18 protein-coding genes are annotated in these 16,420 nt (G+C 27.8%); 8 read left to right on the top strand and 10 right to left on the bottom strand.

The features are described 5' to 3' along the window. Window positions 1-12 precede the first annotated feature (12 nt). Window positions 13-786 (top strand): exonuclease domain-containing protein, encoded by a 774-nt coding sequence (locus AVBRAN12642_RS03585; protein ID WP_214119975.1) that lies wholly within the window; start codon window positions 13-15, stop codon window positions 784-786. 28 nt (window positions 787-814) lie between these two features. Here the strand turns inward: AVBRAN12642_RS03585 and AVBRAN12642_RS03580 are convergent, their stop codons facing one another. The 10 genes from AVBRAN12642_RS03580 to gatC are packed head-to-tail and all read right to left on the bottom strand — an operon-like array spanning window position 815 to window position 8,452. Then, on the bottom strand, window positions 815-1,186 hold the full coding sequence (locus AVBRAN12642_RS03580) for a YraN family protein (RefSeq protein ID WP_336607954.1): 372 nt from the start codon (window positions 1,184-1,186) through the stop codon (window positions 815-817). After that, window positions 1,161-1,922, bottom strand: a complete 762-nt coding sequence (locus AVBRAN12642_RS03575; RefSeq protein WP_336607953.1) for a shikimate dehydrogenase — start codon at window positions 1,920-1,922, stop codon at window positions 1,161-1,163. Before AVBRAN12642_RS03575 ends, AVBRAN12642_RS03580 begins: the two co-directional genes overlap by 26 nt. Further along, complete coding sequence (locus AVBRAN12642_RS03570) at window positions 1,912-2,706, bottom strand: SPOR domain-containing protein (RefSeq protein WP_214119973.1); 795 nt, start codon at window positions 2,704-2,706, stop codon at window positions 1,912-1,914. Before AVBRAN12642_RS03570 ends, AVBRAN12642_RS03575 begins: the two co-directional genes overlap by 11 nt. Window positions 2,707-2,716: 10 nt before the next feature. After that, a complete protein-coding gene (locus tag AVBRAN12642_RS03565) occupies window positions 2,717-3,262 on the bottom strand; it encodes a DUF1882 domain-containing protein (RefSeq protein WP_214116202.1) in 546 nt (181 codons plus the stop codon). Next, window positions 3,256-4,491, bottom strand: a complete 1,236-nt coding sequence (gene glyA, locus AVBRAN12642_RS03560) for a serine hydroxymethyltransferase (protein WP_336607952.1) — start codon at window positions 4,489-4,491, stop codon at window positions 3,256-3,258. The genes AVBRAN12642_RS03565 and glyA overlap by 7 nt, the downstream gene beginning before the upstream one ends. 57 nt (window positions 4,492-4,548) lie before the next feature. Further along, a complete protein-coding gene (gene lysS, locus AVBRAN12642_RS03555) occupies window positions 4,549-6,033 on the bottom strand; it encodes a lysine--tRNA ligase (RefSeq protein ID WP_336607951.1) in 1,485 nt (494 codons plus the stop codon). A 24-nt stretch (window positions 6,034-6,057) separates the two neighbouring features. Next, window positions 6,058-6,507 (bottom strand): Fur family transcriptional regulator, encoded by a 450-nt coding sequence (locus AVBRAN12642_RS03550; RefSeq protein ID WP_214116209.1) that lies wholly within the window; start codon window positions 6,505-6,507, stop codon window positions 6,058-6,060. Between the two features lie 11 nt (window positions 6,508-6,518). After that, complete coding sequence (locus tag AVBRAN12642_RS03545; protein WP_214116211.1) at window positions 6,519-7,076, bottom strand: CvpA family protein; 558 nt, start codon at window positions 7,074-7,076, stop codon at window positions 6,519-6,521. Then, a complete protein-coding gene (locus AVBRAN12642_RS03540; protein ID WP_275592004.1) occupies window positions 7,073-8,119 on the bottom strand; it encodes a type IV pilus twitching motility protein PilT in 1,047 nt (348 codons plus the stop codon). The genes AVBRAN12642_RS03545 and AVBRAN12642_RS03540 overlap by 4 nt, the downstream gene beginning before the upstream one ends. Before the next feature lie 54 nt (window positions 8,120-8,173). Then, window positions 8,174-8,452, bottom strand: coding sequence for an Asp-tRNA(Asn)/Glu-tRNA(Gln) amidotransferase subunit GatC (gene gatC, locus AVBRAN12642_RS03535; RefSeq protein WP_214116213.1), 279 nt, complete (start codon window positions 8,450-8,452; stop codon window positions 8,174-8,176). A gap of 132 nt (window positions 8,453-8,584) precedes the next feature. Between gatC and AVBRAN12642_RS03530 the strand changes: the two genes are divergently transcribed. From AVBRAN12642_RS03530 to AVBRAN12642_RS03500, 7 genes are all read left to right on the top strand, one after another. Further along, on the top strand, window positions 8,585-9,094 hold the full coding sequence (locus tag AVBRAN12642_RS03530) for a hypothetical protein (protein WP_214116215.1): 510 nt from the start codon (window positions 8,585-8,587) through the stop codon (window positions 9,092-9,094). Next, on the top strand, window positions 9,091-10,011 hold the full coding sequence (locus AVBRAN12642_RS03525; RefSeq protein WP_214116217.1) for a hypothetical protein: 921 nt from the start codon (window positions 9,091-9,093) through the stop codon (window positions 10,009-10,011). Before AVBRAN12642_RS03530 ends, AVBRAN12642_RS03525 begins: the two co-directional genes overlap by 4 nt. Beyond that, on the top strand, window positions 10,008-10,619 hold the full coding sequence (locus AVBRAN12642_RS03520) for a type III pantothenate kinase (RefSeq protein WP_214119659.1): 612 nt from the start codon (window positions 10,008-10,010) through the stop codon (window positions 10,617-10,619). The genes AVBRAN12642_RS03525 and AVBRAN12642_RS03520 overlap by 4 nt, the downstream gene beginning before the upstream one ends. A 43-nt stretch (window positions 10,620-10,662) precedes the next feature. After that, the gene (locus tag AVBRAN12642_RS03515; RefSeq protein ID WP_214150335.1) at window positions 10,663-12,009 is read left to right on the top strand and encodes an FAD-dependent oxidoreductase; all 1,347 of its coding nucleotides are present in this window, start codon (window positions 10,663-10,665) and stop codon (window positions 12,007-12,009) included. 1 nt (window position 12,010) lies between these two features. Continuing rightward, window positions 12,011-13,450: a pyruvate kinase gene (gene pyk / locus AVBRAN12642_RS03510; protein ID WP_336607950.1), complete on the top strand. Its 1,440-nt coding sequence runs from the start codon at window positions 12,011-12,013 to the stop codon at window positions 13,448-13,450. 121 nt (window positions 13,451-13,571) lie between these two features. Continuing rightward, on the top strand, window positions 13,572-15,173 hold the full coding sequence (locus AVBRAN12642_RS03505) for a hypothetical protein (RefSeq protein WP_336607949.1): 1,602 nt from the start codon (window positions 13,572-13,574) through the stop codon (window positions 15,171-15,173). Continuing rightward, entirely contained in the window at window positions 15,170-15,931 is a 762-nt protein-coding gene (locus tag AVBRAN12642_RS03500) for an FAD:protein FMN transferase (RefSeq protein ID WP_336607948.1), read from the top strand. Before AVBRAN12642_RS03505 ends, AVBRAN12642_RS03500 begins: the two co-directional genes overlap by 4 nt. Window positions 15,932-16,420 lie beyond the last annotated feature (489 nt).

Below are 16,420 nucleotides of genomic sequence, written 5' to 3'. Positions count from 1 at the left end.
CTTTTAAGGATAATTATGAAATATGTTTTATTTGATACAGAAACTACAGGAAATACAGAATTAGATAGGATTATTCAAGTAGGTGCTTTGGTAATTGATAGTGAAAAATATGAATTTAATGAAATAGAATATGCTGAAAATATTTTTGACAATATACAAGAAAGAAAAGTTTTAGTATTTGATGAATTATGCAGTAGTGAAGTAAAGATTTCTTTTGAAGCTATGGAAGTTCATAATATAACCCCTGAAATGCTTATTAATAAGCCAAAATTTAGTGAAACGAAATTTTCAAAAATGTTAAATGAGCTTAATTCAAACGAAAATTACTTAATAGCTCATAATATTAAGTTTGATTTAGGAATGTTAGAAAAAGAAGGCTTTCAAAATAATTTTAAATTAATTGATACTTATAAGTGCGCTAAGGCTATTTTTCCTGACTTTAATCATCACAGATTGCAATATTTAAGATATTTTTTAGGGCTTTATAAAATTGAGCAAGAAGAGGCACAAAAATTAGGAATAATTATAAAAGCTCATGATGCGATAGGTGATGTTTTGGTTATGAAATTATTATTAGATGAATTATTAAAACATAAAAATTATGAAGAATTGCACGAAATTACAAAAGCCCCATTAATTAGCACTAAATTTAGCTTTGGCAAATACAAGGGCAAAAGTTTTGATGAGGTTAGAGCTGTTGATAATGGATATTTGTTGTGGGCTATGAATAATTTAGATGATGAAGATTTAAAATATTCTATCAAGAAATTTTTAGGATTAATTTGAGAATTTAAATCTCAAATTATCATTTTTTCTATGTTATATTTTCTACATAATTAATGTTATTATCGTTTATTGCTATTAAATCTATGCAATAATTTAAATTATTGTAATCTTCATAATGTTGATTAAAAATATAAATAGATTTTATAATTCTTTCTAATTTTTTTGGTGTTAAATAATATTCGCTTTCATAATTTTTGCTTGATTTTACTTCAATAAAATGCAAGGTTTTATCCTTTAAAGCGATTATGTCAATTTCTCCAAATTTGGTTTTATAATTCGTTTTAATTATTTTAAAATTATTTTTTTCTAAGTATTTTTTAGCTTTTTGTTCGTTTTCATAGCCAAAAATATATGATTTTAGTCCTTTTATACTCTTATTTAATAAGTTCTCTTGCTTCATTTATTAAATCTTCGTTAGGATAAATTCCACAAAAATATTCAAAAGCAAGGGCTGCTTGAAAAATAAGCATATCAAGCCCATCTTGAGTAATAATATTTGGATTTTTTAACTTACAAAAATCTAAAAATATATCGTGATTATATGCTAAATCATAAGCAATTTTTGTATTTTTTGCTAGTTTTTCTAAAAGATTTTCTTCTAAAGGTAGTAGATTTTTTAAACTTGCGCTTGTTGAGTTTATAATTAAATCAAATTCAAATTCATCTAATATAGTATGAACTTCGCATAAAAAATCATCTTTTTTACTTCTATTAATTACTTTAGTTTTTATATTATTTTTTGCTAAAGAATAATAAACAGCCCTAGCAGCCCCACCTGCCCCTATTATTAAGGCATTGTTTATTTTATAATTTTTTATAGGTTCATAAAACCCAAATATATCAGTATTATAAGCTTTTAAAGTTCCATTATCATTTATTATAGTATTTGCTGCTTTTGTGTTTATAACGCCTTCATCTTTATAATTTGCTAGTATTGCAACTTCTTCTTTATAAGGCAAAGTTACATTAACACCTTTATATTTTAAAATTGTGTTTTTTAAATCATTTGGATTTTCTACTAAAATTTTCTCATAATTAGCATTTATATTTAATCTTTCATACCATAGATTATGAATTATAGGAGATTTTGAGTGAGCGATAGGATTTCCTATCACTCCGTAAATATTATTTTGCATGATAATAAAATGCGTCTTTTTTCACATTATCTCTTACAAATTTTAAGGCATTTGCTTTATCAGAATTTGAATAAGGTCCTACAATTACTCTACTCATACCTTTATTATCAGTAACTACTTTATATTGTAATCCTAGCGTATCTAGTTTTTTAATTTCGTGTGATTTTAGGTCAATATTTTTACCTGCATATACTTGAATATAGCTTCCATTATCACTTGTAGTAGGTGCTTTATTTGCTGGTTTTTCTTGTTGAGCAACTGGCTTTTTAACATTTAATGTATCAAATACTGAGTTTTCTTGTTTTGTTGTTTGAGTAGCTTGTTTTTTCTCTTCTACAACCACAGGCTTTTTCTCTTCAACTACAGCAGGTTTTACTTCTTCTTTAGGAGTTTCAAGTGCTGGCGTAGGTTGTTGATTTGCTTTTGCTAATTCTTTTACAACATTTTGAACTTCTTGAGATTTTTTAGGTTCTGGTTCTACTATATTATTTTCTTTTTTTAATCTTTCTTCTAAAGATGTAAAATCATCACTAAAACCATCATTTTCACTTTTTAAATTCTCAAAAACTTCATTATCTTGAGCTTTTTGTTCAAATGTAGCATTAGGTTCTATCGGTGGTAATGGGCTTTTTTGACTATCTCCATTGCTTATTAATTTATATATAATTAAGGCAATTAGAAAAACTATTATGCCTATAATTATCTTAAATAACATTTGTTTTTGTTTATTCTTTTTGTTGTTACTTTCTAAAACTAAATCTTCAAATTTATTGTGTTCTTGCATTTTCAATCCTTTACATATGTTTTGACCAAGATGCCCCACGCTCTTTTTGATAAATTTCATAAGGTAATGCTAAAATATTGTATTCCTTAGGCATATCAAGTGTTGGAAATACTCTCCATTCAACGGGCATTTTTTGAGCCAACATTGCACTTAGTTTATTAGCTAATCCACAACCTTCGGCAAATGCAGTATGACCTTTGTGAATATATAAATGAAGATGACCTGGCGTTTTGCTTTTATAAGCTGTGAAATTAATAAAACCTTCTTCTCTTAATAATAATTGAGCTCTATGCCAAAATTTTTCAGTATTAAAACCATTGTAGTCAAATACTATATTTTCTACTTTATCTTGTGCGTTTATTAAATTGTGAGCTATTGTTATTTTACCTTCTGAATGTTCTCTTATTAAGCTTGGAGATAAAAACTCATTAACTCTTTCATACTTATTAAAAAAAGTTCTACCTTTATGCTCAATTTTGCTTACTATAGTATCTCTTTTTATAAAATAATGTGAATTAATCATTTTAATTAAGGCTAATTCATTGCTTGTTAACATTTTAAGTCCTTATATAATGGGAAATTTTCGCTTAATTTTAGCGTAGTTTCTTTTGCTTTTTTTATAATTTCATCGTTATTTAAATTCTTTAGCACTAGGCTTATTGTCTGTGCTATTATTTTCATTTCTTCTTCTTTCATACCACGAGCACTAAGTGCAGCAGTGCCAAGTCTTAATCCACTTGTAATAAAAGGAGAACGCTTTTCGTTAGGAACGCTATTTTTATTAGCTGTAATACCTGCTTTTTCTAATGCTATTTGAGCATCTTTTCCACTAAATTCACAATCACTAAAATCCATTAACAACAAGTGATTGTCAGTTCCACCACTTACTAATTTAAATCCTTCTTTTAGCAATTCATCGGCTAATACCTTGCAATTTTTTATAACTTGATTAGCGTATGTTTTCCAACTTTCATCAAGATTATATTTAAATCCAACTGCTTTTGCTGCAATAATATGCATTAATGGACCACCTTGAAGGTTAGGAAAGATTGCTGAATTTATTTTTTTTGCAAGTTCTTCATCATTAGTCATTATTATCCCACCTCTTGGCCCTCTTAGAGTTTTATGAGTTGTTGAAGTTACTATGTGAGCGTGTGGAAATGGACTTGGGTGAAGATTAGCTACTACAAGACCGGCAATATGTGCAATATCAGCTAATAAAAATGCTCCTACTTTATCAGCAATTTTACGAAATCTTTCAAAATCAATTATTCTAGCATAAGCACTAGCACCACAAACTATTAATTTTGGTTTTACTTCTAGGGCAATTTTTTCAATTTCATCGTAATTTAAATAACCATTTTCATCTACTCCGTAGCTATAGCTAGTATATACTTTGCCACTTGCATTTACCTTTGAGCCGTGAGTTAAATGCCCACCTGCACTTAAATCCATTCCTAAAATAATATCTCCTGGATTTAATAATGCTGCGTATGCACCTTGATTTGCTTGTGAGCCTGAATGGGGTTGAACATTTGCGTAATTACAATTAAATAATTTTTTACAACGCTCAATTGCTAAAACTTCTGCTTTATCAACGATTTCACAACCACCATAATATCTTTTTGATGGATAGCCTTCTGCGTATTTATTTGTAAGAATACTACCTGTAGCCATCATAACTTCAGGAAAAGTGAAATTCTCACTAGCAATCATTTCTAAATTCTCATTTTGTCTTTTAAATTCTTCTTTTATAATTTCATTAATTTCTGTATCAAATATCATCTTAACCCCTTTTTTTTATATAAATTCTCGCTAGTAATCATTCACAAATTGAAATTATCAATCCTTTTTAGGACGCATAGCAGGGAATAATATTACATCTTTGATTGATTTTTTGTTAGTTAGCATCATAACAAGTCTATCAATTCCTATGCCCTCACCTGCAGTTGGTGCCATACCAAACCCTAACGCATTTACGAAATCTTCATCCATTTCGCATGCTTCGTCATTTCCAGCTTTTTTAGCTTCTACTTGAGCCAAAAATCTTTCGTATTGATCAAGTGGGTCATTTAATTCATTAAATCCATTTGCTAGTTCTTTTCCAGCTATAAATAATTCAAATCTCTCAGCTATTTCAGGATTTTCATCACTTCTTCTACTTAATGGACTAATTGATACTGGAAAATCCGTAATAAATGTAGGATTTATAAGTTTATCTTCTACATAATTATCAAATAATTCTGCTTGTAAATGTCCTAAATCTAATTTTTCATTTGCTTCAAATCCATCAGCCTTTAATTTCTTTAAAATTGCAGCTTTATCATTTACTATAGCAGCATCAATACCACCTATTTGAACTAAGGCATCTTTATATGGAATTTTTGCAAATGGAGTGCTAAAATCTATTTGCTTATCATCGTATGTAATAGTAGTGCTAAGTCCTAAGTGAGCTATTAATTTGCTTAATAAATCTTCAGTCAAATTCATTAAATCCTTATAATTATGATAAGCCCAATAAAACTCAATCGTGCTAAACTCAGGATTGTGAGTAAGGTCCATTCCTTCATTTCTAAAGCAACGATTTAATTCAAATACAGCTTCAAAACCACCAACTATTAAGCGTTTTAAGTAAAGTTCAGGTGCAATTCTTAAAAATCTATCAACACCTAAAGTATTATGATGAGTAATGAATGGTCTTGCGTTAGCTCCGCCTGCAATTTCGTGCATCATAGGAGTTTCAACTTCTAAAAATCCTAGATTTTCAAAATATCTTCTAACAAATGAAACAATCTTACTTCTATTAACAAAATCTTGTCTAATTTCAGCATTCATAATCATATCAAGATATCTTTGTCTATAGCGGCTTTCCATATCCACTAAGCCGTGAAATTTTTCAGGTAATACGCAAATACTTTTAGTAACTAAATCTAATTTATCTACATGAATACTAAATTCGCCTTTTTTTGTTACGAAAGCATAACCACGAACTTTGATAATATCGCCTACTTCTATGAGTTTTTTAATATTATCAAACCAATTTTCATCAATTGTGCTTTTATTAAAATAAATCTGAATTGAGCCACTAAAGTCTTCAATGTTCGCAAAAACGGCTTTCCCACCATCACGCATAAATTTAATTCTACCGATTAATTCACAGATTTCTTCTGCTTTTTTTTCTTCAAGTTCATTTATGAAATCATATTTATCTTTAAATTCTTTTATACTCATCGGTTTTGTTACAAAATGAGAATAAGGATTAATACCTAAAGACCTTAGTTCGTTAGCTTTACTAATTTTTTGCTGTTCTAGTGGGTTTTCAAACATATTTTTACCTTTCTTTATATTAAATTATTTTTTTTGACATTCTTTGCAAGTTCCATATAATTGCATTAAATGGCTTGATAGTTTAAAACCATGTTCTTTTGCAATTTTTAATTGTCTTTGCTCTACTATATCATCTTGAAATTCTATAATTTTATTACAAGATTTACAAATCATATGGTCGTGGTGTGGCTTGTTTGCAAGCTCAAATTTTTTACCTGCAGTTCCAAAAGAAATTGAAGTTACCATTCCTGATTCTTCTAAAAGATTTAAAGTTCTATAAATTGTTGCGATACCTATGTTTTGATTAGGATCCATTTCTTTTAATGCTTCATAAAGTTCATCTGGAGTGCAGTGTTCGTCATTGTTATAAAGTAATTTTAATAAACTTTCTCTTTGTTTTGTGTATTTTAATCCACTTGTTTTTAGAATTTTTTTAAATTCTTCTAATAATACATCGTATTCCATATTTTCCATGTTTTCTCCTTTTATTTTGAATTTTCTTCTTTTAATTCATTATTTAATAAATTTTCTTTTTTTGTATTTATAGTATTTTGAATCGCTTGTATATTAGCGATTGCTCCACCTGTTTGAATTAAAACAGGATACATCATACTATTTGCAAAAAATTGGTTTACTTTACTATTTATTATAGGTAAGGCATTTATACAAGATGCAATTATAGAAAAAATTATAAATATTTTTCCAGCGCAAAATATAAATCCCATAATTTTATCAATTATTCCAAGTCCGCTTAAGGCTACTAGTTTTGATATTATTCTTCCTAAAATAAGAAAAATTCCCCAAACTATAACTAAAGTTATAACAAAACCACATAGGTTTAATAAAAGCTCATTATCGCTTTTATAAACATATTGATTAATTAATGCCCCTACTTTTTCTGAATTGCTAGTGCTTACATATACGCCTACTAAAATACCAGCTAATCCAAAACCTTCTTTAATAAGTCCTGAAATAATTCCACCAATACCTAAAATTAGCGTTACGCCAATTATTACACAATCTAGTATTAAGCCGCTATTCATATCAAATTCACTAGCTCATTATATTGAGTGCTATATCTTAAAGCAAGCTCACGAGTGATTAAACCAGAGCGAACCGCTTCAACTAAGCTTTGTGTTTGGGTTTTCATACCTGTGCCTTGTTGATTTAACTGCATTTGTGAATATATTTGATGGTTTTTGTTTTCACGAATAAGGTTTGCAATAGCCATATTATTAATCATAATTTCGTGAATTGCTAAACGACCACCACCTTTTTTAGGTATTAAGCTTTGTGCTATAACTGCTTGTAATGAAAACGATAACATATTTCTAATTTGGTCTTGCTCTCCACCACTAAAGCTATCTACGATACGATTGATTGTTTGCATAGCTGAGTTTGTATGTAGGGTTCCAAATACTAAGTGACCTGTTTCAGCTGCTGTAATTGCTGCTGCTATTGTTTCTCTATCTCTCATCTCACCGATTAAGATAATATCAGGGTCTTGTCTTAAAGCATATTTTAAAGCTGTTTGAAAGCTTTTAGTATCTATATCAACGTTTCTGTAAGAAAATACTGATTTTTTGTTTTTATGCATAAATTCAACTGGGTGTTCTATGGTTAAAATATGCTTACTTTCTGTTGCGTTGATTTCGTTTAACATTGCTGCTAGAGTTGTTGATTTACCAGAACCTGTTGGACCTGTTACAAGAATTAGTCCTTTTTCTTTTTTGATTAATTCTTTAAAAATTGGTGGTGCTTTTAAATCATCTAAACTAGGGATATTTTCAGGAATTAGACGAAATGCAGCTGCAAGTTTTCCTTCTTCAACATAGTAATAGTTTGCCCTAAAACGCCCTACTCCTTCAACTGCATAAGCGAAGTCTAGTTCTCTTTCTTCTTCTAAGGTTGCTTTTTGTGCGTCTGATAAAATGCTATAACAAGAAGCTTTAATAATTTCAGAATTTAAAACAGCAAATTCCAAATCATTCAAAGTTCCGTGAATTCTTAAAAGTGGTTTTCTACCAGGAATAAAGTGCAAATCACTCGCATCATTTTCTTTCATAAATGTTAAAATTCCATTCATTTGAATGGTATTAACGCTATCTTGAGTTTGAATATTTTCTTCCATTTATTTTCCTTATTCTATGATTTTAGGTACAGAGAAAAAATGTCCATTTGTAGATGGTGCATTTTTTAAAATATCTTCAATAACTTCTGATTTTTGTGGTATATCTTCTCTTAGTGGAGTATAATTTAAATTATTGATTTTTAAATTATTAGTATCAATTTCATTTAAATTATCTACGAATTTTAAAATATCATCAAAATCAGCAATTAGTTCTTTTCTTACATTATCATTTAACCTAATTGATGATAATTTTTCTAATCTTTCTAATAGCTTTTCATTGACTACCATAAGTTCACCTTGCTTTAATAAAATTTCATCTGATTATATAATAAAAATTTAATATAGCACTAAATTTATCAAGATTTACGAAAAATTGTTACAATTTCAGCTTTAATTTTATTAATTTTTAAGGAATTTAATTTGAAAGAAAATTCATATAGCGTAGAAGAATTTGGCATTAAAGTTGAAAGATTTATTAGAAAATACAAATTTCTTTTTATATTTTTGATAATCGTAATTGTTGCTTATTTTGTTATAACATCTATTAATGATTCTATAAAACAAAAAACAAAAGAAGAAGCAAATGCTTTATATAATGAGCTATTAATTACTAAAAATAATGATAAATTAAATCAATTAAAATCTTTAAATCCTAACTTATATTTAGCAGTGCTTTTAGATGAAAAATATTTAGATGAATTATTACAATTTAATCCTAGTAATGAGGATAAATTATTGTTAGAAATTTATAAAGCTAGAGAATTTAAATCAGATTTTTTCTTAACAGATTTAAAAACAATACAAGAAGCTTATGCGTTGTTAAAAGATAATAAAATTAAAGAAGCTGAAGTAAAACTTAATTCAATAAGTGCAAATTCTGTATTTTTAAGAATTGCTAATAATTTAAAACATTATCAAGGTAACCAATGAAAAAATATTCTTTAATAGCTTTATCTTTAGTATTTTTAGCGGCTTGTTCAGGTTCAAAACAATACTATAAGCCAGAAAATACTCAAAAGCTTACAACAATTAAAACGAAAAATGAGAATATCTTGAAGAATTTTAAAGGCTATGAAATCATTAACAAACAAGATAATATCTTATATTTATCTAATGATTTAGGATTTTTAAAAATCTTAAAAGATAAAGAAGTAATTTTTGATAAGAAATTTGATGCAAAAATTGTAAGTATCGCAACAGAAGGCAATAAGGCTGTAATGGTTGATGCTTTGAATAATATAATAATATTTGATTTGTTAGAACAAAAATATTTATTTAGTGAAAACTACGGACAAGCAAATGGAGTGGTGAAAAAATTAGCAAATCCTAGTTTTAATAACAATGTGATAATAATTCCTAGCTTAGATGGCAAATTAATCGTTATCAATAACAATACCAATACTTTTATAAGAAGTATAAATGTAGGAACTCAAGAATTTTTTAATAATGTTGTATTTTTAAAAGCTGATAGTGAAAAATTAATCGCAGCAAGTTCTAGTAAGGTATTTACAATAATTGATAATAAAACATATACTAAACTAATCAATATTAAAAAGGCTTTAGAAAAAGATAATTATATTTATATTTTATCAAACGAAGGCGTAATTTATAAATTTGATTATTTATTAAATGAAATTACAAAAATTAAATTTAAATATGCAAACTATAGTGATGTTTATGTTTATAATAACTTTATTTATGCTTTAGAGCATAATGGATACTTGATAAAATTAGATGATAAATTAAATGAATTAGCTGTTTATAATTTAGATTCTAAAATAGATTCAGGTGCTTATTTTAAGGATAATATTTTATTTTATAACAACAAAAGCTATGAATTGAAATGACTTTAATTGATATTGGAAACACAACAGCTTGTGTTTATAAAGAAGAACATGCAAAAAGGATAGAGTTAAAAGACTTTATCCCAAACTCTTTTAAAGAAAAAGTATTTTATATAAGTGTAAATTCTAATTTTTCTACACTACCTAATAACTATATTAATCTTGAACCTTATTTTAGTCTTAATACTTCTTATGTTGGTTTGGGTGTTGATAGAATTGCTTCTTGTTATTGCATTGATTCTGGCATTATTGTAGATGCTGGTAGTGCAATTACAATTGATAAAATGAGTGATGGTAAACATTTAGGCGGATTTATTTTGCCAGGTATTCAATCATATCTTAATGCTTATAAGAATATTTCTTGTAGATTAGATTATGAATTAAATACATCTATTGATTTAAATTCGTTACCAAATTCCACAAAAGACGCTATTAGCTACGGGATAATTTCAAGTGTTGTAAATAGTATTAATGATTTTGCTAATGATGAGATAATTTATCTAACTGGTGGAGACGCAAGCTTTTTAAGTCAGTTTTTTAAAAACGCAATAAATGAAAAAAATTTAGTATTTCAAGGAATGCAAAAATTAATTAAAGACTTGAATTTATAAATAAATAAAATTATCATTAAAAAAATTACAAAAAGGATGGAGTATGGCACAACATTTTGATGTTATAGTAGTTGGTGGTGGAATTAGTGGAGCGGCTTTGTTTTATGAGCTTAGCAAATATACAAATGTAAAAAAAGTGGCATTAATAGAAAAATATCACGCATTAAGCACTCTCAATTCTAAAGGCACTAGTAATTCTCAAACAATTCATAGTGGGGATATAGAGACAAATTATACTTATGAAAAAGCTTCAAAAGTAAAACCTAACGCTGATATGATTGTAAATTACGCAAAATTAGTAAAGGCAGAAGAGAAGTTTATGTTTTCTCATCAAAAAATGGCTTTAGCTGTTGGTGAAGAAGAATGTGCTTTTATGCAAAAAAGATATGAAGAATTTAAAGATATTTATCCTTATATTAGAAAGTTTGACAAAGCAGAAATAAAAAGAATAGAGCCAAAAGTAGTAGAAGCTTTAGGTGGTGGTGATAGACCTGAAGAAATATTTGCAATGGGTGCATTAGCAGGGGATTGTTATACGACGGTTGATTTTGGCAAAATGAGCGAGAGTTTAGCTGAAGAAGCAATGAAAGCTAATCAAGAAAATCAAATGTTTTTTAATGAAGAAATTGTAAATATTTATAAAAAAGGCGATGTTTTTTATCTAATTAGTGCTAACAAGACTGAATTTAGTGCGAATTTCGTAGTGGTAAATGCAGGTGCTCATTCATTGTTTTTAGCACATAAGATGGGTTATGGTCTTGATTACGCCTGTTTGCCTGTTGCAGGTAGCTTTTATCTGACTAAAAAGCATTTATTAAATGGTAAAGTTTATATGGTTCAAAATCCAAAATTACCTTTTGCGGCATTACACGGCGACCCTGATATTTTATGTGATATGAATACTCGTTTTGGTCCGACTGCTTTAGTATTACCTAAGCTTGAGCGTTATCACGGGCTTAAGAGTTTGCCTGAATTTTTTACAACTTTACGCCTTGATGGAACTACTATTAAAATATTGCTTGATTTAATGAAAGATAGCACTATTAGAAATTATATTTTAAGAAATTTCTTATTTGAAGTGCCATACCTTAATAAAAATCTTTTCGTAAAAGACGCTAGAAAAATCGTCCCAAGTCTTACAACTGATGATATAACTTACGCAAAAGGTTTTGGTGGAGTTCGCCCACAAGTGCTAAACAAAACTGAAAAGAAATTAATGCTAGGCGAAGCTAGTATAGTGCCACAAAATCAAGGAATAATCTTTAATATGACCCCAAGTCCAGGTGCGACTAGTTGTATGGGAAATGCTTTAAGAGATTTAAGAATGGTGGTTGATTATTTAAAACTTGAATTTAACGAAGAACTATTCAATAAAGAACTAAGGGGATAAAATGAAAAAAACAAAAATAATAGCAACTTTAGGGCCTGCAAGCGATAGCGAAGAATGTATAAGAGAAATGATAAAAGCAGGTGTTAATGTATTTCGTTTAAATTTTTCTCACGGCTCACACGAATACCACAAAGCGAATTTAGATAAGGTAAGAAAAATAGCTGAAGAATTAGGCGAAAATATCGGAGTATTACAAGATATTTCAGGGCCAAAGATTAGGGTATTAGAACTTCCTGAGCCATTTTTATTAAAAAAAGGCGATAGATTAGATATTTATAGACATACAATAAAGGCTAATCAAAAAGCGCAAAATCACTATGAAGTAAGCACAAATTATAATGAAATTCTAGGTGCAGTAAGAGTTAGCGAAGCTATATATTTATGCGATGGTTCTATTAAAGTAATAGTTGAAGAAGTAGGGCAAGATTATTTAAAATGCCAAGTTCAAAACGATGGAAAATTAGCGTCAAATAAAGGTATAAATTTCCCTAATACAAAAATCAACATAGAAGTAATCACTAAAAAAGATAAAGATGATTTATTGTGGGGTGTTAAAAATGATGTTGATTATATGGCAATATCTTTTGTTCAAAACGCTTATGATATCAAAAATGCTAAGCAAATATTAGCTGAAAACGGAAATAAAACCGCTGTTTTTGCAAAGATTGAGAAATTTGACGCTGTTGAGAATATAGATGAAATTCTTAATGTAAGCGATGGGATAATGGTTGCTCGTGGGGATTTAGGAATAGAAGTTCCTTTTTATAAGGTTCCAAGCATACAAAAATCAATAATCAAAAAAGCTAACGAAATAGGTAAGCCAGTAATCACTGCAACTCAAATGCTATTTTCTTTAGCAAATAACAAAAGTGCAACTAGAGCAGAGATAAGCGATGTTGCAAATGCTGTGTTAGATGGAACTGATGCTGTTATGCTTAGCGAAGAAAGTGCAGTTGGAATTGACCCTGTAAATGCCGTTAGCATTATGGCTGCAACTATTAGCGAAGTAGAGAAAATCTATCCATATTGCAATTTTAATCACGATAAAAGAGATATGACTGATACCATCGCAGCATCAGCTGTGCAACTTGCAAAAGATATTAATGCAGACGCATTGATTTGTCTTACAAGTAGTGGTGCGAGTGTTAAAAAAATGGCAAGATATAGACCTGATACAAAGATAATAACAATGAGCCATTGTGATAAAACACTAAAAAGCCTTAGTATTTGTTGGGGTCTTAGTGAAGCTTATGTGGTTGATAAGGCAGGTAGTTTGCACGAACTTTTACAAAATTGTGTAAGAGTAGGGGTAAAAAAAGGCATTATGGATAAGAGTAAAAATTATGTTATTACAGCAGGTTATCCTGTAGGAGAAACAGGTAGCACGAATTTAATCAGAGTTCTTGGAAAAGAACAAATAGAGTATTATTTAAACTTGTAGAAAAAAAGGAATTTAAAATAGGCTTTTGCTTATTTTAAATTCTAAAAAATGAATGATATTTAAACTTATATTAAATAATAATTATTATAATACTTATCAATAATTATGAAAGGAAGTTTAAATGAAGAGAATATTCTTAAGCTCAACTTTAGCTTGTGTTTTAGCAAGTTCTTTAAATGCTAGTTATGTAATAAAACCAAATGAAATGATTGATATTTATGATGATAGTATTAATAAAACTAGCATTCAAGCAAATCTTATTAAGTCTTTAAATCCAGATGATAGTTTTAAATGGCATTATGCAAGATACTTTGAAGGAAAATCAAAAACTGATTTATATTTTAGAGATATTAGTGTAAGAGATGATAAATTACTAGCAGCAGGGAGCTATCATTCATCAATAGTGTTATTTGACTTAAAAAATGACAATATTGTTTATAATGATTTTTATGCGATAAAGGATGCTGATCATTCTGAATTAGGTAAGAAATATCCAGAAGCTACCGACGATGCAAAAAAACAAGAAAAAGCTAAAGAAGATAGCAAAACAGATAATAACGATGATGATGAGTGGAGTGGGGCAAGTGAGCTTTTCGTAGAGCAAGTAGAATTTATAGATGATAAAACTGCTTTTGTAAATACTATGCCAAAATATTTAGGAAGAGATAATAAAAATGCTAGACCATATTTGCACCATTCAGGACTACATAAAATAAAATTAGATAATAGCGGTGATTTAAAGGAATTAGCTTTTTTAAAGGGTGAATATTTTTTGTTTAGAAAATACAAAGATGGTGTAATTGCTTTAGATGATAAAGAAACTTTTAGTATTTTTGATAAGAATTTAAAATTGATAAAAAGCTTTAAGATTAAAGATGTAGTAAAGGCTGATGTTAGGCTTGATAGATTATTTGTGCTTTTAAAAGGCGAAAATAAAGGCATTTATGAATACGATATTAAAAAATCTAAACTAAATAAAATCGCAGATTTTAACGCACAATATTTTGGTCGTCCTATAAAAGCTACTACAAGCCCTTTTTTAGTAAGTCCTGATGCAAAAAATATTTATTATGCAACACCACATAATTATAATTCTAAGCTATGTAAAGTAAGTGTATTAAATCATACAACAGAATGTTCAAATACAGGTTTTGCTTTATATTCTGGCTCTTATGCTATTAGTCCAGATGGTAAAACTTTGGCTTATACTTTTGGAGATAGATTAGGGCAAACTAGCATTTTTAATATTGAAAATAAGCCGTATTTAGCAGGAAGTATTAAGGGTGGGAATGTAAGTTATGCCGCTACATTTAAAGACAATAATACATTAATTGTTTCTAATAATCGTAGAAATATTGATATTTATGATTTATCAAAAGGTAAAAGCATTAGCATAGATGATAAATTTGAGAATTTAAAAGCAAATATTTTTAGTTTTATTGCACCAAATATGGAAAATATTAAAATTAAGATGAAAAATAGTGGTGGAAAAGAAAAAATAAAATCAGATATTATTTTTCCACAACATATTGATGGGATAAATATTGTGTATCTTTTACCTGATGAGTTTGCAGATTTTGTTGATGAAAAAGGTAAAATTTTTGCTTTACCAAAAAATGATTTAAGTGGGGAATTTAGCGTTATATTAAAGCTATGTGAAAACGGCAAAATAATTCGTGAAGAAGCCTTAACAACTCCATTTAATATAAAAGTTAGTAAGTGAAAGAATTTGTTTTTTCTTGCTTTAGCACAAAATGTGTTGTTAAATTAGAAGCTAGCGAATATGAAGCTTCTAATTTAGCTATTAAATGTTTTGAGCTTTGTAAAAATCTACATTTAAAATATAATTATTTTGATAATTCTTCGTTGGTATCTAAAATTAATAATAAAAACAAAAATCGTATAAAATTAGACCAGCAAACTATGATGATTTTGCAAAAACTCTCAAGTCTTAGTGAAATTACTAATTATGCTTTTGATATTACACTAATCAATAAAAAATTAAAAAATAATGCAAAATATGGTAAAAATTCATATTTTTTATCTAAAAAATTTATAGAATTTGAAGATATAAATACAAAAATTGACTTAGGTGGTGTGATTAAAGAATTTGCAGTTGATGAATGTGCTAAAATTTGTGAAAAATACAAATATGTGATTAATTTTGGAGGGGATTTAAAGACTAATAAAGAAATATTTGTAAATATTAAAAATCCTAAAAATCCACAAGAAGCTATTAAAAAATGGCAAATCTTAAATCAATCGCTAACAACTTCAGCACAATATGAAAGGGTAAATCACATAATAAATACAAAAGATTTTAAATACTCTCAAGTTAGTGTAATAGGAGAAAACACGCTTAGTTGCGGGGTATTTTCCACTGCTTTGTGCTTTGAAGAATTTATTTTGCCTAAAGAGTATTTAGCAATTTGCATTGATTTTAATAACGAAATAAAATACCAATCTAATCGCGACAGGTAATTTAATATATTTTAAGTGAAGTGAAAATAAAGAGAGTTTTATTATGTTACTTTAGAACAATCTTGATTAAAAATATTGTTACAAATGCTTGTTTTTTAGATATTTAAAGAAAAATAGCAATAATTTTTGTATTACTTTCATAAAATATATAAAATTACAAATACCACTGCTTGTTTTGCTCATTGCAACATAATTTTTATCAAAATCATAATTTAAGAATTTTTAAAAACTTAAATATATTTTTATGAATAGTAGCGTGAGTTGAAAATATTGCTTGTTATATTCTAACTATTTGCTTTATATGTTTGTTTTGTTAAAATATTTAGAAGTTTCACTAAGTTTTATACTTAATATTTAATATAGTTTTGTTGTGATTTTTTATATTGTGCCATTAATTTTAAATTCTATTTTTGCAAATAATTATATTGTGAATTTAATATTTAAAATATTTATTTGATTTTAGATACGAGCTAAAAATAAAATTAAGGG

The sequence above is a fragment of the Campylobacter sp. RM12642 genome, assembly GCF_020137635.1.
In the GTDB taxonomy this organism is placed as follows: domain Bacteria; phylum Campylobacterota; class Campylobacteria; order Campylobacterales; family Campylobacteraceae; genus Campylobacter_E.
Note: the sequence above shows the minus strand (reverse complement) of the source record. Positions and strands in the feature narration are given on the sequence as shown.

Excerpts from the sequence above, each read along its gene's own strand:
- AVBRAN12642_RS03520 (WP_214119659.1), top strand. The coding sequence starts at position 10,008 with ATGACTTTAATTGATATTGGAAACACAACAGCTTGTGTTTATAAAGAA.
- AVBRAN12642_RS03545 (WP_214116211.1), bottom strand. The coding sequence starts at position 7,076 with ATGAATAGCGGCTTAATACTAGATTGTGTAATAATTGGCGTAACGCTA.
- gatC (WP_214116213.1), bottom strand. The coding sequence starts at position 8,452 with ATGGTAGTCAATGAAAAGCTATTAGAAAGATTAGAAAAATTATCATCA.
- AVBRAN12642_RS03550 (WP_214116209.1), bottom strand. The coding sequence starts at position 6,507 with ATGGAAAATATGGAATACGATGTATTATTAGAAGAATTTAAAAAAATT.
- AVBRAN12642_RS03540 (WP_275592004.1), bottom strand. The coding sequence starts at position 8,119 with ATGAATGGAATTTTAACATTTATGAAAGAAAATGATGCGAGTGATTTG.
- AVBRAN12642_RS03515 (WP_214150335.1), top strand. The coding sequence starts at position 10,663 with ATGGCACAACATTTTGATGTTATAGTAGTTGGTGGTGGAATTAGTGGA.
- AVBRAN12642_RS03575 (WP_336607953.1), bottom strand. The coding sequence starts at position 1,922 with ATGCAAAATAATATTTACGGAGTGATAGGAAATCCTATCGCTCACTCA.
- AVBRAN12642_RS03525 (WP_214116217.1), top strand. The coding sequence starts at position 9,091 with ATGAAAAAATATTCTTTAATAGCTTTATCTTTAGTATTTTTAGCGGCT.
- lysS (WP_336607951.1), bottom strand. The coding sequence starts at position 6,033 with ATGTTTGAAAACCCACTAGAACAGCAAAAAATTAGTAAAGCTAACGAA.
- glyA (WP_336607952.1), bottom strand. The coding sequence starts at position 4,491 with ATGATATTTGATACAGAAATTAATGAAATTATAAAAGAAGAATTTAAA.
- AVBRAN12642_RS03505 (WP_336607949.1), top strand. The coding sequence starts at position 13,572 with ATGAAGAGAATATTCTTAAGCTCAACTTTAGCTTGTGTTTTAGCAAGT.
- pyk (WP_336607950.1), top strand. The coding sequence starts at position 12,011 with ATGAAAAAAACAAAAATAATAGCAACTTTAGGGCCTGCAAGCGATAGC.
- AVBRAN12642_RS03570 (WP_214119973.1), bottom strand. The coding sequence starts at position 2,706 with ATGCAAGAACACAATAAATTTGAAGATTTAGTTTTAGAAAGTAACAAC.
- AVBRAN12642_RS03580 (WP_336607954.1), bottom strand. The coding sequence starts at position 1,186 with ATGAAGCAAGAGAACTTATTAAATAAGAGTATAAAAGGACTAAAATCA.
- AVBRAN12642_RS03565 (WP_214116202.1), bottom strand. The coding sequence starts at position 3,262 with ATGTTAACAAGCAATGAATTAGCCTTAATTAAAATGATTAATTCACAT.